21 protein-coding genes and 1 other annotated feature are annotated in these 22245 nt (G+C 48.8%); of the genes, 8 read left to right on the forward strand and 13 right to left on the reverse strand.

Annotated elements, in window-relative coordinates; all coding sequences use genetic code 11:
• The first annotated feature begins 452 nt into the window (after positions 1 to 452).
• Complete coding sequence (locus FJQ58_RS12530) at positions 453 to 950, forward strand: GNAT family N-acetyltransferase (protein WP_139993847.1); 498 nt, start codon at positions 453 to 455, stop codon at positions 948 to 950.
• Between the two features lie 14 nt (positions 951 to 964).
• Here the strand turns inward: FJQ58_RS12530 and FJQ58_RS32330 are convergent, their stop codons facing one another.
• The 5 genes from FJQ58_RS32330 to FJQ58_RS12550 form a co-directional block, all read right to left on the reverse strand.
• A complete protein-coding gene (locus tag FJQ58_RS32330; RefSeq protein WP_162341468.1) occupies positions 965 to 1354 on the reverse strand; it encodes a hypothetical protein in 390 nt (129 codons plus the stop codon).
• A gap of 169 nt (positions 1355 to 1523) precedes the next feature.
• Positions 1524 to 1883 carry a 50S ribosomal protein L20 gene (rplT, locus tag FJQ58_RS12535; RefSeq protein WP_053374532.1) on the reverse strand — a complete coding sequence of 120 codons (360 nt, stop codon included), beginning with the start codon at positions 1881 to 1883 and terminating at the stop codon, positions 1524 to 1526.
• A gap of 50 nt (positions 1884 to 1933) precedes the next feature.
• A complete protein-coding gene (gene rpmI, locus FJQ58_RS12540; RefSeq protein ID WP_053374531.1) occupies positions 1934 to 2131 on the reverse strand; it encodes a 50S ribosomal protein L35 in 198 nt (65 codons plus the stop codon).
• Positions 2132 to 2165: 34 nt separating this feature from the next.
• Positions 2166 to 2720, reverse strand: a complete 555-nt coding sequence (gene infC, locus FJQ58_RS12545) for a translation initiation factor IF-3 (RefSeq protein ID WP_238404020.1) — start codon at positions 2718 to 2720, stop codon at positions 2166 to 2168.
• Positions 2720 to 2877 (reverse strand) — a sequence feature (ribosomal protein L20 leader region). Its footprint overlaps the gene before it by 1 nt.
• A 108-nt stretch (positions 2878 to 2985) precedes the next feature.
• Positions 2986 to 4221 carry a glycosyltransferase family 2 protein gene (locus FJQ58_RS12550; RefSeq protein ID WP_139993849.1) on the reverse strand — a complete coding sequence of 412 codons (1236 nt, stop codon included), beginning with the start codon at positions 4219 to 4221 and terminating at the stop codon, positions 2986 to 2988.
• A gap of 798 nt (positions 4222 to 5019) precedes the next feature.
• Between FJQ58_RS12550 and FJQ58_RS12555 the strand changes: the two genes are divergently transcribed.
• Complete coding sequence (locus tag FJQ58_RS12555) at positions 5020 to 5592, forward strand: phosphatase PAP2 family protein (RefSeq protein ID WP_139993851.1); 573 nt, start codon at positions 5020 to 5022, stop codon at positions 5590 to 5592.
• On the opposite strand, the gene trmB is transcribed toward FJQ58_RS12555, so the two are convergent.
• Positions 5589 to 6356 (reverse strand): tRNA (guanosine(46)-N7)-methyltransferase TrmB, encoded by a 768-nt coding sequence (trmB, locus tag FJQ58_RS12560; RefSeq protein ID WP_139993853.1) that lies wholly within the window; start codon positions 6354 to 6356, stop codon positions 5589 to 5591. The genes FJQ58_RS12555 and trmB overlap by 4 nt on opposite strands.
• Positions 6357 to 6653: 297 nt before the next feature.
• A complete protein-coding gene (locus tag FJQ58_RS12565; RefSeq protein WP_139993855.1) occupies positions 6654 to 6863 on the reverse strand; it encodes a hypothetical protein in 210 nt (69 codons plus the stop codon).
• A gap of 281 nt (positions 6864 to 7144) precedes the next feature.
• Between FJQ58_RS12565 and mnmL the strand changes: the two genes are divergently transcribed.
• From mnmL to FJQ58_RS12580, 3 genes are all read left to right on the forward strand, one after another.
• On the forward strand, positions 7145 to 8101 hold the full coding sequence (gene mnmL / locus FJQ58_RS12570; protein ID WP_139993857.1) for a tRNA modification radical SAM protein MnmL/YtqA: 957 nt from the start codon (positions 7145 to 7147) through the stop codon (positions 8099 to 8101).
• Positions 8102 to 8187: 86 nt separating this feature from the next.
• On the forward strand, positions 8188 to 8766 hold the full coding sequence (gene mnmM / locus FJQ58_RS12575; RefSeq protein WP_139993859.1) for a tRNA 5-(aminomethyl)-2-thiouridylate-methyltransferase MnmM: 579 nt from the start codon (positions 8188 to 8190) through the stop codon (positions 8764 to 8766).
• A gap of 108 nt (positions 8767 to 8874) precedes the next feature.
• Entirely contained in the window at positions 8875 to 9849 is a 975-nt protein-coding gene (locus FJQ58_RS12580; protein WP_139993862.1) for a type I phosphomannose isomerase catalytic subunit, read from the forward strand.
• A gap of 192 nt (positions 9850 to 10041) precedes the next feature.
• On the opposite strand, the gene FJQ58_RS12585 is transcribed toward FJQ58_RS12580, so the two are convergent.
• Both FJQ58_RS12585 and FJQ58_RS12590 read right to left on the reverse strand, forming a co-directional pair.
• A complete protein-coding gene (locus tag FJQ58_RS12585; RefSeq protein ID WP_139993864.1) occupies positions 10042 to 11934 on the reverse strand; it encodes a B12-binding domain-containing radical SAM protein in 1893 nt (630 codons plus the stop codon).
• A gap of 160 nt (positions 11935 to 12094) precedes the next feature.
• A complete protein-coding gene (locus FJQ58_RS12590) occupies positions 12095 to 13645 on the reverse strand; it encodes a stalk domain-containing protein (RefSeq protein WP_162341470.1) in 1551 nt (516 codons plus the stop codon).
• 190 nt (positions 13646 to 13835) lie between these two features.
• On the opposite strand from FJQ58_RS12590, the gene FJQ58_RS12595 reads away from it, so the two are divergent.
• Positions 13836 to 14762, forward strand: coding sequence for an RluA family pseudouridine synthase (locus FJQ58_RS12595; protein ID WP_139993868.1), 927 nt, complete (start codon positions 13836 to 13838; stop codon positions 14760 to 14762).
• Between the two features lie 16 nt (positions 14763 to 14778).
• Positions 14779 to 15114, forward strand: coding sequence for a DUF1904 family protein (locus FJQ58_RS12600; protein WP_139993870.1), 336 nt, complete (start codon positions 14779 to 14781; stop codon positions 15112 to 15114).
• 512 nt (positions 15115 to 15626) lie between these two features.
• On the opposite strand, the gene FJQ58_RS12605 is transcribed toward FJQ58_RS12600, so the two are convergent.
• From FJQ58_RS12605 to FJQ58_RS12620, 4 genes are all read right to left on the reverse strand, one after another.
• Positions 15627 to 16013 carry a hypothetical protein gene (locus FJQ58_RS12605; protein WP_139993872.1) on the reverse strand — a complete coding sequence of 129 codons (387 nt, stop codon included), beginning with the start codon at positions 16011 to 16013 and terminating at the stop codon, positions 15627 to 15629.
• Positions 16010 to 17968: a glycosyltransferase family 39 protein gene (locus FJQ58_RS12610; RefSeq protein WP_162341472.1), complete on the reverse strand. Its 1959-nt coding sequence runs from the start codon at positions 17966 to 17968 to the stop codon at positions 16010 to 16012. The genes FJQ58_RS12605 and FJQ58_RS12610 overlap by 4 nt, the downstream gene beginning before the upstream one ends.
• An 8-nt stretch (positions 17969 to 17976) precedes the next feature.
• Positions 17977 to 19272: an MFS transporter gene (locus FJQ58_RS12615; protein WP_139993876.1), complete on the reverse strand. Its 1296-nt coding sequence runs from the start codon at positions 19270 to 19272 to the stop codon at positions 17977 to 17979.
• A gap of 103 nt (positions 19273 to 19375) precedes the next feature.
• On the reverse strand, positions 19376 to 19936 hold the full coding sequence (locus FJQ58_RS12620) for a GNAT family N-acetyltransferase (RefSeq protein WP_139993878.1): 561 nt from the start codon (positions 19934 to 19936) through the stop codon (positions 19376 to 19378).
• A 67-nt stretch (positions 19937 to 20003) separates the two neighbouring features.
• On the opposite strand from FJQ58_RS12620, the gene FJQ58_RS12625 reads away from it, so the two are divergent.
• Positions 20004 to 22238, forward strand: a complete 2235-nt coding sequence (locus FJQ58_RS12625; protein ID WP_139993880.1) for a UvrD-helicase domain-containing protein — start codon at positions 20004 to 20006, stop codon at positions 22236 to 22238.
• Positions 22239 to 22245: the final 7 nt, after the last annotated feature.

Raw genomic sequence — 22245 nt, forward strand, 5'->3', positions numbered from 1 at the left:
GGACGAAAGGTATATCTTCCGTGGTACCACCCAAATTCGTTATACGTCTCCCGATGTATAACCTCCACAAGTAAGAACGTCGTGCACATACGTTCATACTATTGGCACTTTAACGCTTGCCCTGCGATTCCCCCTAATACGCAACAGCTTTCGTTGTTGCTTTTCAAGGAAACAGCTCCGAGGTGAGCTCGTAGAAAAGGGATTTTGGCGATGGTTGCAGCTAATCCATCCGCTCTCTGTTCAAAAGGGCCCTAAGCACTTCGTCCTCATCATTGCTGATTGTGTATTTACCACATGGTGCGTACACCGGTACGTGGTAGATAAGACTTTCTTTATTATATGCCCCGAATCCGCGTTCGTCAAGAACCCTAAGCAACTCTTCGCATATTTTGTATTTGGCGCATTTTGCAGCAACCCTACATATACTAGTTTAGCCTCTAAAGGGCAAACTCATGCAGCTTGCAGCCCGCTTGCCGCACAGAAACGGAATGATGACCATGATCCGTCTATACGAGCCCAGATATGATGAGGCCGAGGTTGTCCGGCTCATCCGAACCGAGCTGATTCCTTTATCCCATTCCGTCCATCAGCTTGACGCACAGACGATTCGCGAGCTTCCGAAGCGTTTCCGCAGCGGCGTTACTTATGTAGCAGCCATGTCCAAAAAAAGCGCGCCGATCTCCTTCATTCATTTTGAAGTGATGGGCGAGGTGCTCTATTTGGATATGATGGTTACGCATCCCGATCATCGAAACAGACAATGGGGCAAAAAATTAATGGCTCATAGCGAGGCTTACGGAAAATCGCAGCAATGCAAGATTGCCAGGCTTTTTGTCGATCAGATCAATGATAAAGCCCACAAGCTCTATAACAAGCTTGGCTATTACACCGTACAATATTATCCCGAGCTCCGCTGCTACGAGCTGCTCAAGCCGCTCACCCCGCTATGATCATCTAAACGCCATTAATACCCGTTGTAGCCCTGGTTGCCGTAACCTTGGTTGCCATAGTCTCCGCCATAGCCACCTTGGTTATAGTTGTTGGTGCAACAATCTCCACCATAACCGCCGCCGTATCCGCCGCCGCCACAGCCTCCACCGTATCCGCCGCCTCCGCCAAAGCCGCCTCCAAAAAACGGAATCGTTCCGATGGCAAGCAGATCAAATAAAACGAGTGGCAAAAGAAAAGCTTTGGTCTGAACCTGCTTGCCCTTGTCTTTTTTGAGCGGAGCAAGAATCAGTTTATTTTGGTGAACCCGAACGAGCTTGCCCGTGACGATAGAACCGTCTGGACGTACTGCATAAATGGATTTCCCGACCAGTTTCCGCACTTGCTGTTTGGAAACATTACGCATGTGAAATCCCTCCTTTCCCGTTGTCCTTTAGCTTATTCCGGGAAAGCAGCTTCCGTCTGTTTGTTTGTCCTCTTAGCAAATAAATGTACGGTTACCTGCTGCGGGAACCAAAAAGGGCTGCCCGCTCGTCATCTGAATGACGACACGGACAGCCCTTATAGCATAACGCCTAGGCGTTAATTTTTTCTTTTGCAATGCCTGCAAGCGAGTTGAACGAAGTGATATCGTTAACTGCAAGATCAGCAAGAATTTTGCGGTTAACTTCTACGCCCGCAAGTTTCAAGCCGTGCATGAATTTGTTGTACGATAGGCCGTTAATGCGAGCTGCCGCGTTGATACGAACGATCCACAGTCTGCGGATGTCACGTTTTTTGTTGCGACGGTCACGGTAAGCGTACATAAGGGACTTACCAACTTGCTCCTTCGCTGTTTTAAACAGACGATGTTTCGAACCGAAATAACCTTTAGCTAGCTTTAGAATTCTTTTGCGACGACGAGTGCGGACAAAACCGCCTTTGACTCTTGCCATGAATGGAAACCTCCTGTAGGTTGAATTAGCTTATTTGGTGTTGCTTCATATTACAAGTTGGAAAGGCCTTGCTTCAAACGACGAACGTCGCCAGCTGCCATAAGCGGTTGGCCAGCAAGTACGCGTTTTTGACGACCGGATTTGTGTGAAAGCAAGTGGTTACGGTAAGCTTTGTAACGTTTTACTTTACCAGTTCCAGTAATTTTAAAGCGGTCTTTCAGACTGCTGTGAGTTTTCATCTTCGGCATATCAGTTATCCTCCTTAAAGTTCTTCATCAGTTGTTAGCTGTTGGTTTTGGGTGCCAAAATCATAATCATGCTCCGGCCTTCCAGCTTAGGAGCGCGCTCAACGCTGCATAATTCGGCAACCTCTTTGGAAAGACGATCCAAAATCTTTTGGCCAAGAGATGCATGGGCAATCTCACGACCGCGGAATCTTACGGATGCTTTCACTTTATCGCCTTCACCCAGAAACTTAACTACGTTGCGATATTTCGTTTGGTAGTCATTTTCATCGATGTTGGCACGGAACCAAACTTCCTTAAGATCAACGATCTTTTGGTTTTTGCGAGCTTCTTTTTCTTTCTTTTGCTGCTCATAACGGAATTTTCCGTAGTCCATGATTCGGCATACCGGCGGCTTAGCCGTCGGAGCGACGTTCACCAGGTCCAAGTTAAGCTCAATAGCCATTTGCATAGCGTCGCGAATCGATTTAATACCGATTTGTTCGCCTTCCGCGCCGACTAGACGCACTTCTCTGGCCCGGATTTCATCATTGATTTGATGTTCTCTGCTAATAACGTGCCACCTCCAAAATAGTTTGTTTCCTGTTTCCACGCAATAAAAAAATGCGGGTTCTCTAGAACCCGCATCTCATAACCGTACATGTATGTCATTGCATCATTTCTGTTGAAATAATGGAGTGACCAATCGATTATCGCGAACCAGCCAGCTTGAGCCGAAAGGTGAGAAGCGGGTGCTTCTGCTTGTGCGTCATTAAGTTAGTTGAAAATGTTACCGTGTTACTATACCATGGCCCATTGAGTCGTGTCAACCGCTGGATTAAAAGTCATCGAAAGGCCGTGATGCTGCCACGAAAACGCTATTTGCTTTGTACTTCCTCTATGCGCACAACGCGTGTATGCTGCGTATGGCTCCACGTTTTGTTGTTTTGCGTAAAGAAAGCATAAAACGTAATCGGCCACCAAGAGATAAGGAAAAACGGCAGCGTCAGCAGGTGAGCATACATTTTCCACGACTTCACGCCTTCAAGCATGAGTGCCAGCGGGAATTGAACAATTCCTGCTACAGCAGCGATGGCAACCGTCCACCAAGGCAAATAATTATAGAGTGAATCCAAATAATTAGTAGTTGGTATCGCAATATCAATCCAAATCACTAACGTCAAAATAAAGCCAAGCAGCGTATTGTAAACAGAGATGGTGTAGATGGCAGAATCGAATTTTACAAAGTTGCGTTCTTTAATGCTCGCCCACAGAAGCGGAAAAAAGTAATTGCGCGCAACATTGAAATGTCCCTGCATCCAGCGCAGACGTTGCCTTGCTGATGCTTTAAACGTAACCGGCTTCTCATCGTATACCTTCGCATCATAGTTCAGAATCGGATAAATTCCCCGCTGAACGCAGCGCATGGAAAACTCCAAATCCTCAACCAAGCTAGTTGCTCCCCAGCCCATATCCTTAAGCAGAGCCGAATCAAAGCACATGCCCGTACCGCCAAGAAAATTGCTCATCTTTAGGTTCGTTCTCGATAGCTGCCACAAACGGTTGCAATACCAATAAGTAATGCCGTAAGCCGCAGTAACCCATGAATCATCCGGATTTTTTGTATCCAGGTAGCCTTGGATAACCTGATGGCCTTCACAAAGATCATCGTTCATCAGCTGAAGGAAATCGGGATTGACCAAGTTGTCGGCATCAAACATGACAACCGCGTCATATTGGCGAGGCATCGCCCAAAGCTCTTTAAGCATCCACTCAATCGCGTAGCCCTTGCCGCGCAGTAATTGGTTCGTTCTCTCACAAGCATTCACACCCAGGCTGCGGCTGATATCAGCCGTTCCGTCCGTGCAGTTATCGCAAATAACAAATATATCGTAGAGTTCCTCTGGATAATCCATCTTTTTTAAATTTTCTATTAAAGCTCCGACGACTTGCTCTTCGTTGTGGGCCGCAACTAACACGGCAAAGGATTTACTCGGTGCATGGTGCTTGCGGCTTTTGTTTTTGAAAAAGCCAAAAATCGAAATACCGAATTGATAAACCGCGATTAACGCCATCACCACTTGAAAAGCAATAAAAACAACACTTAGAACCATGCGGCACTGCCCCCTTGAGACCCCATTTTTTTGCTTTGTTCAGCACTTGTTCACAGCTGCTGCAAGCTTTTTATTATATATTTTCTCTTTGTATGAGTGTTTCTCTGCAAACACTCTCGAACCTTAATTGATTCTCCACAGAATCAACTTCTTTGTCAAAAGTTGAATAAGTCTCCATTACGCTTAATCTCGGCAGAAAAACGCTTGCATAGCGTATTAATGAACACATTACCTCCTTTTACGACGACTCAGCCTTATTTTCAACCAATTGCTGAGTTTTTAGCACTAACGTCCTTATTTACGATGTGAAGTGAGAAAAGGTTGCTTCCAATGTGGAGCCAGTATGTGACGAACAGGTGAACAAGCGTTATACTTCCGACACCTTTCGCTGTTTCGACAAGAATCCTCTCCACGTGCTGAAATATGTCCATTACAGTTTTACCATCAACTGCACAAAATTAAACAGCAAATAGAAACGATTGTGAAAACAATTTTTGGGGAAGCCGAAAAACACCTCGTCCCATACGCATGAACATAGGGTTATTGGATTAAAATGCATCATTTCTGTAAATGTGATACAATACTGACTTCTTATTTTAATAATGGGACAAGAAATAGTTTACGCCCCGCGAACAAAAACATGTTAAAATTGATTAGATTACAATATAAGCACGGATTCTATGAACACGCTTATAATTCGTCAAAAAATCCGGTCCTGTCTGTGTAGAACAACAGAAATTGGATGACTATTTGGTTCTACTGGATGAAAGAAAGCCACCGTAAGGAGGAAAAACAGCGATGGAACGAATGATAGGCTGGCTGAAAACAAGTGAGCAAAAAGTGCTGATTTGGGCAAATCGGAGACCTACAGGGGGAAAAGGACATCGACTCCTTGGTAGATGGTTAAGCACAGTAACACATATGGGCGGCGCTACCTTTACGCTAGCAACCGCCCTCTTATACGCACTATTGGCACCCGCGCCCTGGAGCTTAACGGGCTGGCAATGTTTGACTGCGGTTGTCATTAGCCACTTGCCCGTGGCCATCGTCAAAAGAAAATTTAAGAGGCTTCGGCCTTACCAGGCCATGCCTGATGTGAATATTGGCCATAAGCCTCTTGTCGACTCATCCTTTCCGTCCGGCCATACGACAGCAATTTTCGCGTGGCTTGTTCCAATTCTGCTGACTAGCGGCATTTGGATGGTTATCTTGGTTCCGGCTGCCATGATTATCGGAGTATCGGTCGGATGGTCAAGGATGTATCTAGGCTTGCATTACCCGTCCGATGTTGCGGCAGGCGCACTCATCGGAACGGTAACCGCTCTTGCGGTCAACTATTCATGGGTCAGCTCAGCCGCAGGACTTAACTAATTGTCCTCGTCTGCGGAATCATTCGATTCCGTGTCGCTGGCCTCAGACTCTTCCAATATCAACTTTTCCTGCTTCGCTTCACGATGCTTCCTTAAAGCTTCGGCACCGATAACCACTTCTACACGATAAATATTTTGGCCTTTTTCCATAAACTTCATTTCATATTCCGTAAACACAAGGTCCTCTCGGGGGCCTTCTTTGTGCAAATGGAGCGAAATATTGCGCATGACCAGCTCCATTTCCGCAAAGCTGTTCAAAGAGAATTCAAACAACGATTGCGAATCGGTCTTAAAATGAATCTCGCCGCGCTCATTGAGCAGCTCGATATATTTAGCAACCAGCCTTGGATGAGTTAGCCGTCTGCGGGCATGCTTGCTTTTTGGCCATGGATCGCTAAAATTTAGATGTACGCGCTCAAGTTCTCCCGGTTCAAACATGGTTTCGATGTTTTCAATATTGGCCCGAAGCAAAGCAAGGTTCGGCGGATGCGATTCTCCTTTTTGCTCCCAAATCACACGTGCCTTCTCGCTTGCGCGGCGAAGCAGCTCATCGTACATGTCCACGCCAATAAAATTAATATGCGGATAACGCGCGCTCATCTGGCTGATGAAGCGGCCTTTGCCCATGCCAAGCTCAACGTAGATCGGATTGTCGTTGCCAAAAAATTCACGCCATTTGCCTTTGTGCGGAGCAGCATCAAGCACGACCAGCTCCGGCTGTCCCTCTAAACTCTCACGAATCCCTTTTCTTCCTCTTAAACGCATATGCAGTGATTCCTCCATTTATCGTAGACGATGCAACGAATAGACTAGTCCTTATTGTGCCCAAGAAATGACGCAATGTAAAGAGGAATGCCAACCAACTTCCATACTTTTGAGGCGTCATTCTGCTTCACTACCCGCCATTATTTCAATTTCACTATAAAAACGCCGGATGGGATCGAGCAAAAACGCCTTCGGCGTCCTTTAGACGCTGAAGTTATCCATTCTTATATTAAAAAAAGCCGCGGCCCTTGTTCGGCACTGCGGCTTTGTTCCTGTATATACGATGCGCTGTCAAGCTTAGAGCAGCAGTTGGTAAGCGATCGGGCCATTTTCTTGCTGGTCACGCTCATACGTTTCAACCAGCACCTCGTTCAACTTCTTGCGAGCTGAAATTTCTACGCCATGGTTATTGTGAAAACGGACACCCGTAAGGGCCATTAATTCTTTGATCGTAAGCTCAACCGTTACTGTGTTGTCGCCGTTTGGTATTTTCGTTGCATGATTCATCTCTAATCACCTCATCGATTTATTGTAAAAGTATTTCCATTTTATCGACGTTTCATGAATGCAAGTGCAATTGGGCTATGTTAGGTTTATTTGTTGTTTTGTCGCACTTTTAATATAACACTTCATGTAAGGTTACGCAAGCCCAAATTGCACCATTTCAAAAATAATTTCCAATTAAAGCGTTTTCCGAACATTCGCAAGACATCCATGTAACAATCGTGGCTTTTCCACTCATTTTTCGTTAAAATATAGGGTGTATGTTTCGAAAGAAGGGGAAAATGATGATTGACTCACAGACTGCGCTGCCCATACTTTGGAGCGATAAACGATTTCATACATGGAATTACGAAATGCGGGAGCAGTTCGGCGGTAAAGTATTCAAAGTCACGCTTGATGCCGGCTTTACTTGCCCGAATCGGGACGGCTCTATCGCGAAGGGTGGCTGCACGTTCTGCAGCGCTCGCGGCTCAGGCGATTTCGCAGGCAGCAGACGGGACGATCTCGTCACGCAGTTCAATCAGATTCGCGACCGCCAGCATCAGAAATGGCCGGACGCCCAGTATATCGGCTACTTTCAGGCTTATACCAATACCTATGCGCCTGTAGAGGAGCTTCGCGAATATTATGAAGTGATTCTGCAGCAGCCCGGCGTTGTCGGTCTATCGATCGCAACACGTCCCGACTGCTTGCCCGATGACGTAGTTGATTATTTGGCAGAGCTGAACGAGCGCACCTATCTGTGGGTAGAGATGGGCTTGCAGACGGTGCACGAATCAACATCCGCGCTGATTAATCGAGCTCATGATACCGCCTGCTATGAGGATGCCGTTCGCCGCTTGCGCGCACGCGGCATTCGCGTCTGTGCGCATATTATTTACGGGCTGCCGCAGGAAACGCATGAAATGATGCTCGATACCGGCCGTGCCGTTGCCAAAATGGACGTCCAAGGAATCAAAATCCACCTGCTTCACTTGATGCGCAAAACGCCGATGGTTCGTCAATACGAAGCCGGGCTTCTGCAATTTCTGGAGAAGGATGAGTATGTCAGCTTAATCGTAGACACGCTCGAATTTTTGCCGCCGGAGATGATTGTTCACCGCCTGACCGGCGATGCGCCTCGCGACCTGCTGATCGGCCCCCTATGGAGCATGAGAAAATGGGAAGTGCTTAACGCCTTTGACGACGAGCTTAAGCGCCGCAATACATGGCAAGGCAAGCTCTGGAAGGCTGGGGCGTAATAAATGGGCATATGCGTAAAGACAGCCGTTTTCCAACAGCCCCCTTTGGCTTTAACCTATACTTGTTATCCGAATTGAGGTGAACTATGGGCTTCCTATCCATGCTCAGCATGGCCCACAAGTGGATTGCCGAGCGCACCGCGCCGGGCGATATCGTTATTGATGCGACCGCGGGCGGCGGCGTCGATACGCTGGCATTAGCAACGCTTGTCGGGCCTAAAGGCACCGTCTATGCCTTCGATATTCAACAGGAAGCGCTCGATCGGACGGAGGCACGCCTCTCTGCGCTTGAAGTGGACAAGCGACCCTCCGTCAAGCTGCTGCTCGAATCACATGCCAATATGGCTAAGGTTGTCGCTCCGGACGTTATCGGCAAAGCTTCGGCCGTCATGTTCAATCTCGGTTATTTGCCGGGCAGCAGCGATCTTACGATTATAACGGAGCCTGCCTCGACGATTGCCGCGCTGGATGCCGCCATGCTGCTGCTTAGGCCCGGCGGGATCGTCACCTGCGTATTATATCCGGGCCACAGCGGAGGCAGCGATGAAGCGGCCGCCGTAGAGAAATGGGCTGCCGGACTGCCGCAAGCCGCGGCGCAAACGGTGATCTATCGCCAATTGCAGCGGTCAGCCGCTCCCTACCTTGTGGCCATCGAGAAACGATAGGCTGCAGCCGAATGGGTTTTTGATCTAGTCGCGAATCCTCTATCCTTGTGAAGCCACAAAGGGTACAATCGTTTTAACTACATATTATAGACATGGGAGAGATATCAAATGACAGTAAAACCTTATCCATTACAATTTAAACCGGAAATGAAAGAACGCATATGGGGAGGACGTGCGCTGGAGGGCTTTGGACTTGAGCTGCCAGAAGGCTCCATTGGCGAGGGCTGGATGATCGGCGATCACCCGAATGGCACGACGAAGGTCATGAACGGCGAACTGGCTGGTACGGGACTTGACGAAATCCGCGAAACCTATGGCCGTATTTGGTTCGGCACGCAGGGCTTTTCCGAGAAAAACGGACGGTTTCCGCTTCTTATTAAATTGCTCGATTGCAATGACGATTTGTCCATTCAAGTCCATCCCACGGATGCTTATGAAGGCCTTCCCGAAGGAGAACTCGGCAAAACGGAAATGTGGTATATCTTGGACGCTAAGCCGGGAGCAAAAATCATCTATGGCCTAAAAGAAGGCGTTGACCGTGCGGCGATGGAAGCCGCAATTGCTGAGGGCCGCATTATGGATACACTTCAGGAAGTATCCGTAGCGGCTGGTGATGCGTTCTACATTCCGGCAGGAACGGTCCATGCGCTATGCTCCGGCGTTGTCGTTGCCGAGATTCAGCAAAACTCCGATACGACTTACCGTTTGCATGATTACGACCGTCCCGGCCTGGACGGACAGCTTCGCGAGCTTCACATTGAGGATTCACTGAATGTCATCGCCTATGAAGGCGCCGGCGCACAGCGAATGACAACGGATGGCGCCGTTGCAGGTGAGTGGCTGACGATCGCAACCTCCCCTTATTTCGTTGTTGAAAAAGGAATCGTAGCTGCGCCTTGGAAGCTCTCCACCTCGCTTGAAAGCTTTGTCATTCTCGTCGTTGCAGAAGGCGAAGGCCAGCTGAAATGGGCAGACGGCGAGCAGTCCATCAAAGCAGGCGAATGCTTCCTTCTACCCGCTAACCTTGGAGAATATGAGCTATCGGGCAGCTTCACGGTACTTCGCAGCGTAGTCCCTGCGTAAATCTGTAACGAGGTAAAGCTTACCTATCGAACAAGGTGAAACGGCTGTCGCCGTCCTATGGCGGCGATGCCCGATTCATCCCTATCTTTTAAATGAAGCAACAAAAGAACCTTCAGCACCGCGGTTACGCGGGATTGAAGGTTCTTTTTCATTCCAATATCACAACTTTGCCAGTTAATAATTGAACATGCCTTAGCCTTGAAGCACCTCGCGGCTAGCTTCTATCGTCAGCGTGAACGGACGAGGCTTCGGCTTTGTGCTGCCCGACTCCAGGGCATACAAGACAACGAGCAGCGTATGTTGCTCCCGCACAACCTCCCCGGTTGCAAGGAAGGTTGCGAGATCGAATGGAAGCTTCTCGATGACCGCGTGTTTCTGCAGCTCCTTCTCTCCAAAGCCAAGCGCGGCGAATGCTGGCGATACCTCTTCAGGACGCTCCGCCAAGCGGCGCATCCAGCCGCTCCAAATGGACTTGTCCATCGTAAATTCCCACCAGGTTTTACGCGGCTTGTAATTATGGTTAAGGAAATAATCATATTTCATAAGCCCCAGCACAATGTCTGAATCCAGGCGCGAGCCTGCAATGGCCAGCACTTCGTCAAACGTAAAGGAAACCTTCTCCGAATCCTCCTGCGGTGCAGGCAATGATCCGATTGCGTTCTTGCCCGAGCGCGGCAGCGATTCAAGAAATGCCCAGAGCCGCGAATAAAGATCCTCCAGTTGATGGCCGATCTTTTGCCAGCCGCTGCGCTCCCAGAAATCACCGAATGCCTGAAAGAAATCGAATGGCGACGGAAAGACGCGATCAACCAAATAAAGCAGGGTATGGTCCATCCGGTGCGCATTCCAATACTTCTCTAGTACATCCTCTACCCGTTTGATCCGAACGATATCGCCAAATGGCATCAAGTCGTTCCCTAGCATCTCGTACGGGGAGCGATCCATGTAAATATAGCCCCACTTATCCGCTTCTCGGCGAAGGCCCGTCCCTCTCAGCATTTTGAGAAATCCAAGCTGCAGCTCCTCTGGCCGAAGCTCAAAGACGTCATTGAACGTTCCACGGAACGTATCGTAGTTCTCCAGCGGAAGCCCGGCAATTAAATCGAGATGCTGGTCGATCTTTTGTGAATTTTTCACCTTCATGACCGTTCGCACTAGCTTCATCCAGTTTTGGCGCCGCTGAACCGCTTCATTCGTCGGATCATTTGTCGATTGTACGCCAATCTCGAAGCGGAAGATGCCGGCAGGCGCATTTTCTGCCAAATAGTCCAGCACCTCAGGCCTCATAATATCAGCCGTAATCTCAAATTGAAAAACACAGCCTTGATGATTTTTGATCAGAAACTCAAATATTTCAAGTGCATAATCCCGTTTGATGTTAAAGGTACGGTCAACGAATTTGATCAGCTTGGCACCTTTTTCAATCAGATACAAAATATCGGCCTTGGTCCGCTCCATATCATAGTAGCGCACGCCGACCTCAATACTGGATAGGCAAAACTGGCAGCTGAACGGACAGCCTCGGCTCGTTTCGAAATAGACCACCCGGCTCCCCAAATGAGGAATATCCTCCTCGAAGCGATGCGGTGAAGGCAGCTCGTTCAAATTCAGCTTCGGACGCGGCGGATTGATGAGCACCTCCACGCGGTCCTCGCGCTGCTTCCGGTAGGTCACTCCGAAGACCATGTGGTATTTGCCGTCACCCTCAATTTCTGTCAGCAAGTGATGAAAGGTCTCTTCGCCTTCGCCCACAACGATAAAATCAACCTCTTGGACGCGCTCCATCCAATAATCCATATCGTAGCTGACCTCGGGACCCCCAAGGATGATCTTAATTTCAGGCATAATTTTGCGCAGCATATTGATGACTGTAATGGTCTCCTCGATGTTCCAAATGTAACAGGAGAACCCTACAACATCAGGCTTTCGCGAGAAAATATCCGATACGATGTTCATAACCGGGTCTTTGATCGTATACTCTGCAATATCGATATCGAATCTGTCGCCGCTGAACGCCTTCAAGCAGCGCAGCGCAAGTGATGTGTGTATAAACTTGGCATTTAAGGTGGACAGTACCACTTTCATAGCATAACCTCTCTAACATAAGCATTTGCCTAGCCAGCAACGCAGCCATTTAGCCTCAGTCGCTTCTAGCAAGATGCCTTCTATTGTACAGAAAAAAAATGAAAAAAAGAAGAGGCATCCTTTGCCGGCGATCGCCGCTGCAGGATACCTCTTTGAATGACTAGCCTCTGAGCTTAATATACAGCTCGTTTTTCAGCTGCATATCGATGACCGGGTACCTTACCCGCCATTTATCGCTGCCAAGCGAGGTTACCTCGCCCGCAGCGAAGCCGCGTGGTTCAAAGCCATAATCGCGCTGGAACGAGATGACGACCTGGATTTTGTCATCAGGCAGCAGTTCGTGGAACTCATAGCCCAAATTAATCGTCCACATCCGCAGCTCTTGCGCTGTCGCCGGACCATAGTACATATAAAACAATGGATCGATATCAGCCGTTAGCACGAGCCAGCCGGCAGAGTCGCGTTTTGCCGACCAATTGGTCATTTTCGCTTCTCCCTCGGTCGTCGAAATTGCGGAATATTGATCCTTAAGCAGCTTCTCGATATCCGCCTCAGGCGCTCCAACCAACGTGTCCGGCAAGCTTGATGGCAAGAACTTGGCAGCGGCAATCGCTTCTTTCGTGACCTGGCTATTCAAGCTTGCTGCATGAATAACGGACACGGCAAAGTTGAGATCTGCATTCGTATTGGAATATCCAAGCGTAGTTATGCCTACCAGCTCTCCGTATTCATTAAACAATGCTCCTCCTGAACTTCCGTGATCGATGGGAGCGCTTGTTTGAATATAGCGAATGCTATTCTCATAGGCAATGTTGCTGACGAGACCATCCGAAACCGTATTTTGCAGTCCTAATGGGCTTCCGATTGCAACAACCTTACTGCCCTTATAAGAATTAAAGCCATAGCCCAGCTCTACGACAGGGAGATTAAGAGATGCTTCTGTTTTGACAATCGCCAGATCTGCATTTTCGTCGTAGCTGACCACACCCGTGATTTTCATCTCCTTGCCCCGCAGCGTAAGCGCGGTTGCAGAGGAAGCATCCGAGATGACATGGTAATTCGTAAGAATCAGATTATCGCCAATGACTACGCCGCTGCCTTGCGCACGATTAGTCATGATAAGCACGACGCTTGCATCAAACTTATCAACGATTTCTTTGCTTGTCATCGTAGGCAGATTTTTCTGCTGCTCTAGCCATTCCTGATATTCCGCTTCTTCTCCAGCCTCTACCGAAGTAATTCTGACTGCGTTAGCCTTGCTGTCCCACTTGACCGTGGCGTTCAAAGATTCGGAAATAAAACGAACCGGCACAAAGGTAACCCCTTTGCGAACGGCCGCAGCCGCGTCGAGCTTCACGGATTTGCCGTTGATGACCGCTTGCTTGCTTCCAACTTGAAGAGAAATCGTAATATTGCCTTTGCGGCCAATGATCGTTCCCGTCTTGCCCTCCCAAGTTACAGAAGCGCCCAATGCCGTGAAAATATCACGCATCGGAACAAAGGTAACGCCTTTCTCTGCATAAGCTGCCGCAGATAGAGACAGCTTCTTTCCATCAACGATAACCTGCAATTGCTGCGTTGCGGAGGCAACCGCCATATTCGTAGCACTCGCTGCCGCTACGGAACTGTCGCCAAACCCTTGTATGGGAGCAAACAGCAAGCCCGCTACAAGCAAGGGGCTAAGCAAAGACTTTACTAATTTTGTATTCACGCGATGGTTTCCTCCAGCCTCTTCCATTTTCACCAATTGGTTTTTCTACCAATTATCCTACCATTCCTCTTCATGCTTTGTCTATTAGAATGGATTTGATAGAGTACTGCAGCTCAGGCAAATTGAACATTAGAACTGATGGCTGCACTCGTGGTATAGTAGGAGCATTGAATCTAGGAGGTTTTTTAGCATGCACAGGGGGAAAAAGCGCGGCGCTCCTCAATCACAGGCGGATAAAAGCAAGTCTTATCCGGTTACCGAACCGATGGAGCTGCTCCCGTTTCTTATAAAAAACATATCAGGTGCTGGACGCAATGTCGTCAAGTCGATTCTGGCCCATGGCCAGGTGTCCGTGGGAGGAAAATCAACCACGGCCTACAATTACCCGCTCCAGCCCGGCCAAACCGTTACGGTTGGCAAAGACCGCCCGCAAGAGAAACTTCCGCTGGAAGGTCTATCGATCCTGTTCGAGGACGAGCATATTATCGTCATCAAGAAGGACTCGGGCCTGCTGTCGATCTCGTCAGACGCAGCGCCGGAGAATGAAATTACCGCATACCGCCAGCTGATGGCGCATGTGCGGCAAGAAAACGCGAAAAACCGGATTTTCGTAGTGCATAGACTAGACCGCGACACATCCGGTGTTATGATGTTTGCCAAGAGCGAAGCCGTTCAGCAGCAGCTCCAAAACAGCTGGCAGGATACGGTGCAGGAGCGAATCTATGTGGCTTTGGTAGAAGGTGCGGTTAAGAAGGAGAAAGGAACGATTAGCTCCTGGCTCAAGGAAAGCAAAACGCTCAAAATGTATTCCAGCTCCTACGCGAACGACGGATTGCATGCCGTGACGCATTATAAGGTGCTTCGCAGCAACAAAAACTTCTCCTTGCTCGAAATTAATCTCGAAACGGGACGAAAAAATCAGATCCGCGTTCATATGGAGGACATCGGACATCCGGTCGTCGGCGACAAAAAGTATGGCGCACGCACACGTATTATCGGCCGGCTTGGCCTGCATGCGCGCGTTCTCGCTTTTACTCATCCGATTACGGGCAAGCTGGTCCGGTTTGAAACCGACATTCCGAAGCTGTTCTTGAAGCCTTTCCATACTACCGAGTAAACAGGAGGTTGACGCGATGCCGCATCTATTATTTCGTGGTGTACCCGCAGATAAACTGCACGCCGTATCCTTACCGCTCGCTACCGAGCTTGCCGCCATCTGTGAGTGCGGTACCGATAATTTTACGATGGCCTGCCTTCACGCGACCAATGTCTTCGGCAGCGAAGCAGGAGACCCTGACTTCGCCTTCATTGAGGTAGGCTGGTTCGAGCGCGGACAGCAGGTGCGTAACCGCTTCGCTCAAGCAGTCACCGCGCATGTAGCCGAGCTAGGCATCCCTGAAATTGAAATCGTCTTCCATGCCTATCGCGAGGATAGTTACTATATTAACGGCGAGCCTGTGGCTGAATAATGGTTAAACAAGAAAGGCGCACCCGATGGGTGCGCCTTTCTTGTTTAATCTAACCGCTGTCTGTTTGACTTGTGCTTAGGATTTAGCTGGAATTTATCCTGCTAAACTGGCTTTATTCACTTCACAATTGAAATAGAGGGAATTTATCCCGTAAATTCAATCAATTCAAGCCAATTTCGGCTATTTTAATGGAATTAAAAGGAGAAATTCCAGCTAAATTCCTCAAAATCTTAAAACCGCTTAAAATTGCGAGATAAATTCCCGTTAAATCAAACGGTGCGAAATTTTCAGCAAATTTGGACAGCCAACAGTGAGAAGTCTAGCTAATGTAGAGCAACTACAACTGCTGCTACGACTTACAATAGCTATTGCTACTACCGCTACTTCAATTGTAACTAAACTGCTACTGCAGCCAACTTCATCTCCAATGTCATCCGTCTAGCAGTGGCGCGATAAAAAAACAATTGGAGAGTAAGCAGATCGGACCCTGACATACATAGAAGAAGCAATTACTAACATGTGAATTCGTTTAATTGTGCTGATTGCTCAAGCCTGCTGCCCCAATCCAATGTGATGATAGGTTTGGTCTGAACGATTAATGGTTTAAGCAGGTGCTCATGATCAAAAAACAAGACGAAGCCTTCCTTGTCATCCGCTTTCGTTAACCGGGCTTCGATAATATTTTCCAGCTCGAGATGAACCAGTATCGAGTTGTTCAAGTACAAACTAAGCTCGCTGCTGCCTATGGCCGGCTGCACGGTCAGCTCCAAACGGATTCCGTTTCGCTTTAATTCGAAGGAAGCTCCCGTATAGTACCAATTCAATTCATGATCCGCTCTCTCGGCTTCACACTCAAGTAAATACTCCCATTCGTAGAGCTCTGGACCTTGTCTTATCATTGTTTTTCCCACTCCACATCATCCGCGTTCAGCCACCCTGCTCCCCCAGTAAAATAAACGGATACCTCGTCCTGCATAGCTACTGTCACAGCAGGAAGCTGAGCATCCACGTATTCTTCTGCCATCGGTACCGCTTGCTCCACAGCTTGTACGCCGTTAACCGAAATTCCGATGCTGCCACCCTCGCCGCCTGCGCTAACCTTGGCTCTCAGGACGTATTGGCCGCTGTCCATGCTGATAAAGGTTTGAGCGGCGTTATGCTCCGCGCCTGGGTCCAAATAAAGCAGGTTCGAGCCGCTGAATGGCCGGTTGGTCCCTATGCCTGCACCACCTGAAAACACCCAATATCGCGAGCCCTCCTCCAATCCGCCGTTAAGGAAAGATTCGTGAGGCTGCTGCGTCGTTATCGTGCCATTGCTTTTGCCGCTAACTACCGTATAATGCTTAAAGCGCTTGATCGTATAGCCTGAGCTCTCGTCCGGAATGGCGTCGTTGTTTGAAAAAATATAAGCGGCATCCTCACTTGGCCTAAGCTGCGGAGTACCGAATTCATACCTCCCAAAGGAACGGACAAATTGGAACTGGCCGCCTGGATTGATATAATCAACCGTATCCAAAAAATGCTGAGGATTGATTTTCTCATAAAACAGGACATAGATATACGGCATCATGACTTGATCGGTCACGTATACCTTGCCTGCGGTCTCATCTGAAGCATACTGCACGGCCTCTCCAAAGGATTCGAAGAAAAGCGGGCTAATTTGCTTGGCATAAGCCGTAAAGTACTGGCTGCAAAAAAGGATAAAAAATACCGAAAATGCACTGATCACAACGACAAACGAATACTTGATCCGCTTATGCATCCACATGAGTCCCGCTGCCGCTGTAAATACGGTAGGATAAAAAATAATGTTGATCCGGTTAATATTAACGTCCGTGATCAGCGTCATCAGTACGGCCGTGCCAAACCAAATCGCAATGACAGCCGTTTCGACACGGAACGATTTGATTAATTGATATACGCCGTAAACCATGCCGATTGCAACAAGCGGAAGGCCGATGGGATACAAGAAGCCGTATCCCGGTATTGCATTCCACAGCAGACCGTCATTTTGCGTGAGGTACATTTTAGAAAAATGTTTAAAATTTTGCGCAAGCATCGATATGGCATCGCCTTCAAACGCAGTGGATACTTGCTCTACCCTAGGGACCGTAAGCTTCGGAATCGAAAACACGAAGGATAGGGTCGCCATGCCGAAACGGTTAATGACTAGAAATAAACCGATGGGCAGCGCAAGGATAAGGAAGGCCAAAGCGTTCCACAGCAGCACCCTTAGCGCGAACGTCTTCCTCACCACAAACAAGGTCAGCAGGGCTGCACCGAACACCGGCACAAAAAAGTAAGACGTGCCATAGGCGTAAAGCGAGATAGCGAGCGTTACCGTAAACGCGATCAGCCACTTGGGCTGACGGAACGCTTTCAACAAGAAAAAAACGGCGATCAGCACGAATGTGGGAAAAATATTAGATTCAAGCGCCCATCTCGACATCATGATATGCCAAGGGCAAATCACGATGAAAAAAGCTGCCGCAACCGCTGCTTGCTTTTTATTAAATAGCTGCAATGCAATTAAGTAAAATAACACCATGCCGATCAGACCTAGCAAAATACTGGCCATCCGTACCGATAGCGGAGTTAAACCAAATAAATAGATAAAAGGCATAGACAAATACGCATATAGTGCATTTTGGCCGCTTCCCCAAGCGATTAAGTGAATCGGCAGCTTAATGCCATTGCGATCCATACCAAAATGCAAAATCGAATAGGCTTCATAGCCGATAGATGCCTCATCCTGATTCAAGCCGCCCGGTATAGAGCCGGCGTACAAGACTCGCACCGCGGCTCCAATTAGAAACAGCAAAACAAGCATTCGATTTTGCTTTAACCATTCCAAACAACGAGTCATGCCTCCAGGTCACCGCTTCTTGTAGTAGATTTAGTTTGGCGTATCGGATACAGGTAAAAGAACACAAGGGCGATCAGCAAAGCGACAAATGGAATAAAGCTCAGCATGGAACGAATTCCCCATACCGCAGCCTCTGCCTGCACGGCATCCTTCTTGTAGCCTGTCGCCTCCAAAATCAAGCCAAGCACTACCGCCTGCAGCGATACGCCCCATTTGACAATAAAGCCGTTCATGCCAAAATACATGCCTTCCCTGCGCACCTTCGTCCGCTGCTCGTCCTCGTCGATAATTTCCGACAATAGCACGTCCAGAAGAACGAGAAGGCCCGCAAGGCCGATGCCGATAGCAGCGGCAGCCAAAGCCGCCGCCGCTACGCTTGACACGAATACAAACGGAACCATCGCCAAAGCGTAAATGCTGACCGCGATCAGCACCGTTTTGCGAGCGCCCCATTTTTGCACCAGCCGGCCCCATAAATAAACGCAAGGTATGGCAGCGATAAAGATCGCTCCGAGCAAAATCGTATTGCTTGCGTCCTCGGCACCAAGTACGTATTTGGTGAAGAACGGAATTGCCGCAGGCAGCATGGCAAACGTAAATTGCACGAAAAAACTGCCAATGACGAACAAAACAAACGCCTTATTTGAAAAGGTGAATTTTAACGACTCAACAAAGCCAATCTTCTCGCGATCTACGACGGTTTTCTCCTTGCTGGAAGATACCATGACGATAAAGAAGACCAATGCTATGCCTGCAAAAATCGCTCCCATGGGCCCCCAACCCAAGTTGCCGTATACAAGGGGCGGCAGCGCCACGCCAATAATCATGCCGACAATGCCGAACATTTGCCGCCAAGAGGATACGGTTGCCCGTTCCTTCATCGTGGTGAACATTTCCGGAAAGAGAGCCGAATAGTTCAGGACGACCATAACGAATAAAATATCATAAAGCAGCACAATCGTTAGAAAATACCAGAACACTTCCGTACCTGTGCCAAGCGGAAACCAAATGGCGGTAAACAAGGCTGCGAGCGGTACCATCCCGAACAACATATAGGGAATCCGCCTGCCAAAACGGGAGCTCGTACGATCCGAGATATGCCCGAACAACGGATTCAGCACCGCATTTACGATGCCGTGAATAACCATAGCTACGCTGATTAGGCCAGGCTCTACACCCAACACGTCAACATAATAAAAGACGATGTATGAGGCAAAAGCCTGCGCCATCAGGTTGACCGACAAATTTCCCGAGCTGTACGCTAATTTCGATTTGAAGCTTGCATTGGACATGGAATAACACGCTCCCGGTTACGATGAAAGTCTATAATCTAGCCATAACTCTCTCATCTTACCGTAGAAACCCTTTTTATTCCATAATTAACTTTTGAACCAATTACAGCGGCTTCACCATTCGGATATAGCGGCTGCCGCTGACCAAAATGGAACCATCCTCGATAAAGCCAAGCTTCCGGTACAGAGAGTGAGCTCTTGTGTTATAGGGCTCCACAATGAGTGACAATCTGCTGCAGCCCTCCTTCGCTCCTAATTTCTCAAACTCGCCGATTAATGCCTTAGCTACACCCTGCCCCTGATAACGCTCGGAAACGGAAATCGAGTCCAAGTAATAATCGCCCTCCTGGGCTTCAACGACGATACGCTCACCTGCACGTGCCCCTTTGTCCCTCCCCGGCCTTTCAAGGAAAGGGATGTCAAGCGCTTCTGCGCCTTCTCCTGGATAACTGACCAAAATGCCCGCAATGCCGTCCTCCCTCCGATCAACGATTACATGCTTATGGCTGATCCGGTTATCTTCCCGAGTATAAAAATCGGCTAAGATCTGTTCGGCTTCTGCGTCATCCTCCGTCCCGGCCAACGTATAGGCAATCGATCCGATTGCTGCTAGCAGCAGCGGAAGAAATTCCTGGACATCTTCTTTTCTAGCTGGTCCAATCATGATGGCTTCCCTCTTTCCGATAAGGTTCTGTTATAATCAATACATCTAATTCGTTGAAGGTGATAAAGTGAGCAATAACTATTATACATTTCCGATCGGCGTCCGGAACGGCGAGGTTCCGTTTGCCCCGCTTGCCGAGGCCAAAACAAGCATCCAGCTTGTCGGCAACAGCGAGAAGGACGCCGGATTTTTCCGCGGCTTGGAGCAGTATGGCATCTCGCTCAATCGACCGCAAATCGCTGCCGTCCGGCACAACGGCGGACCTGCGCTAACGTTAGCTGGGGCTGGATCGGGCAAAACCTCCGTTCTCGTATGCCGGACGGCTTACCTGCTTGCGATACACGGCGTGCAGCCCCAGCAGATTTTGCTGATGACCTTCTCCAAGAAAGCGGCAGACGAAATGCGCAGCCGCATCCGGTCTCTTCCTATGCTTAATCCGCAAGCGGCTAGCGGCGTAGAGGCTCGCACATTCCACTCGTTCTGCCTCCAACTGCTCCGAGGACGCGGCTACCGCCAGGGCATACTTGGCGAAACCGGACAAAAGCATATTTTTTTCAAACGGCTGATGCGCGAGCTGCTGCTTCAGAATGAATACGAGCCCGAAACGCTGCTGGCCCAGCTTTCTGCCATTAAGCTGCAGATGATCAATATTAGCGACCTTCCATCCTCCACAACGGAGGAGCGCGAGCTTAAGCTGCTCTTCACCCGTTACGAGAAATGGAAGCAGGACATGGACAAGCTGGACTACGATGACCTGCTTCTCGAGGCTTATAAGCTCTTAAAAGACGATAGCGAACTGCTGGCTTCGCTCCAACAGAGATTTCAATATGTGATGATCGACGAATTTCAAGACACGAACCAAGTTCAGTATGTGCTTGTGCAAATGCTTGCCGATAAACATCGCAATCTTATGGTTGTCGGCGATGATGACCAGACTATCTATTCCTTTAACGGGGCCAAAAATGATTATATCCTGAATTTCGAGCACCAATATCCGGGAGCAGCTACCTACGTTCTCGATATCAATTATCGCTCAACAAGCACCATTGTAGGACTTGGCAATGCCATCATTCAATATAATAAACTCCGCAAAGAGAAGACGCTGCTTGCAGTCAAGCCAAAAGGCTCAAATCCCTCTTATGCGCGTCTCAAAACGACGCAGGAGGAAGCCAAGCTTATTGCAGACACCATAACATTGCAAACCGAACAAGGCAAACGGTCTTACGGGGATTTTGCGGTACTTTTCCGCACAGCTAGCAGCAGCCGGGCGCTTGTCGAGCTGCTGCTAACCAGAGAACTGCCCTTCATCGACTTCGGAGATGGTCAGCTCTTCTATGACCAGTGGGCGATAAAACCGTTGCTCGCACATCTCAGGCTAGTGCAGGACCGGCGCAATTTCGACGCAATGGAGATTTTGCTGCCTTCGCTCTACGTCAACCGTGAGCAGGCCATGGCTTTTATCTGGAACCAGGATAAGCTACGCGCGAAGAAGTGGCCGCTCATCCATCTGCTTGAATTTCCACAGCTGAAAGAGTTTCAGAAGGACAAAATCAAAGAACGCATTAAGCTGATTAAAGCATTAGCTGATTTAAAGCCCGCTGCAGCTATTATGGAGCTTCGGCAAGCCTTTTATGACCAATACCTTGAAACCAGCAAGCGCCATGAAATGACGGAGCATAAAGAGGGCTTAAAGGAAGTGCTAGACGAATTCGAGGCTGCGGCTAGCGTTTACGATACGATTGAGGCTTTCCTCGCCTACATTGATGATATTACAGACAAGCATACAGCTGTTCAGCAGCTCCGCAAGCATGACCATCAACGGAGCTCCGTTTCGCTTATGTCGATCCACAAGTCCAAAGGGCTTGAGTTTCCGGTCGTATTCGTCATCGGCGCCTCGGAAGGCATATTGCCGCACAGCTCTGCGCTTGCAGCCGATAAACACAGCGACCGCAGCTCTATCCAGACCGGGGACGATGCCCTTGCGGAAGCGCTGGAGGAAGAGCGCAGACTCGCCTATGTTGCCGTAACGCGAGCACAGGAGGAGCTGTATGTCAGCTCCCCTGCGCTCTATCGCGGCAAGCCTGCCGAGCTGTCGCGATTTATTCGGTCCGCTTTTATGAACGGCCAAGAAGAGGATGCTCAATCCGAATCCGCTCTGGCCTGGCTGTGCACAAGCGACAGCTGCCAAGTATGGCAGCGTATCATTACGTATGAGGATTCGCAGGCAGAATCCCGATTATGCCCTTTATGCCAATCCAAAATGGAGCAGGGAACGAAGCTGCTTCCGAAAAAAAAGAGCTAAGGAGAGC

The organism is Paenibacillus paridis, assembly GCF_006345825.1.
Lineage (GTDB): Bacteria > Bacillota > Bacilli > Paenibacillales > Paenibacillaceae > Pristimantibacillus > Pristimantibacillus paridis.

Excerpts from the sequence above, each read along its gene's own strand:
- FJQ58_RS12530 (WP_139993847.1), top strand. The coding sequence starts at position 453 with ATGCAGCTTGCAGCCCGCTTGCCGCACAGAAACGGAATGATGACCATG.
- FJQ58_RS32330 (WP_162341468.1), bottom strand. The coding sequence starts at position 1,354 with ATGCGTAATGTTTCCAAACAGCAAGTGCGGAAACTGGTCGGGAAATCC.
- rplT (WP_053374532.1), bottom strand. The coding sequence starts at position 1,883 with ATGGCAAGAGTCAAAGGCGGTTTTGTCCGCACTCGTCGTCGCAAAAGA.
- rpmI (WP_053374531.1), bottom strand. The coding sequence starts at position 2,131 with ATGCCGAAGATGAAAACTCACAGCAGTCTGAAAGACCGCTTTAAAATT.
- FJQ58_RS12550 (WP_139993849.1), bottom strand. The coding sequence starts at position 4,221 with ATGGTTCTAAGTGTTGTTTTTATTGCTTTTCAAGTGGTGATGGCGTTA.
- FJQ58_RS12555 (WP_139993851.1), top strand. The coding sequence starts at position 5,020 with ATGGAACGAATGATAGGCTGGCTGAAAACAAGTGAGCAAAAAGTGCTG.
- trmB (WP_139993853.1), bottom strand. The coding sequence starts at position 6,356 with ATGCGTTTAAGAGGAAGAAAAGGGATTCGTGAGAGTTTAGAGGGACAG.
- FJQ58_RS12565 (WP_139993855.1), bottom strand. The coding sequence starts at position 6,863 with ATGAATCATGCAACGAAAATACCAAACGGCGACAACACAGTAACGGTT.
- mnmL (WP_139993857.1), top strand. The coding sequence starts at position 7,145 with ATGATTGACTCACAGACTGCGCTGCCCATACTTTGGAGCGATAAACGA.
- mnmM (WP_139993859.1), top strand. The coding sequence starts at position 8,188 with ATGGGCTTCCTATCCATGCTCAGCATGGCCCACAAGTGGATTGCCGAG.
- FJQ58_RS12580 (WP_139993862.1), top strand. The coding sequence starts at position 8,875 with ATGACAGTAAAACCTTATCCATTACAATTTAAACCGGAAATGAAAGAA.
- FJQ58_RS12585 (WP_139993864.1), bottom strand. The coding sequence starts at position 11,934 with ATGAAAGTGGTACTGTCCACCTTAAATGCCAAGTTTATACACACATCA.
- FJQ58_RS12595 (WP_139993868.1), top strand. The coding sequence starts at position 13,836 with ATGCACAGGGGGAAAAAGCGCGGCGCTCCTCAATCACAGGCGGATAAA.
- FJQ58_RS12600 (WP_139993870.1), top strand. The coding sequence starts at position 14,779 with ATGCCGCATCTATTATTTCGTGGTGTACCCGCAGATAAACTGCACGCC.
- FJQ58_RS12605 (WP_139993872.1), bottom strand. The coding sequence starts at position 16,013 with ATGATAAGACAAGGTCCAGAGCTCTACGAATGGGAGTATTTACTTGAG.
- FJQ58_RS12615 (WP_139993876.1), bottom strand. The coding sequence starts at position 19,272 with ATGTCCAATGCAAGCTTCAAATCGAAATTAGCGTACAGCTCGGGAAAT.
- FJQ58_RS12620 (WP_139993878.1), bottom strand. The coding sequence starts at position 19,936 with ATGATTGGACCAGCTAGAAAAGAAGATGTCCAGGAATTTCTTCCGCTG.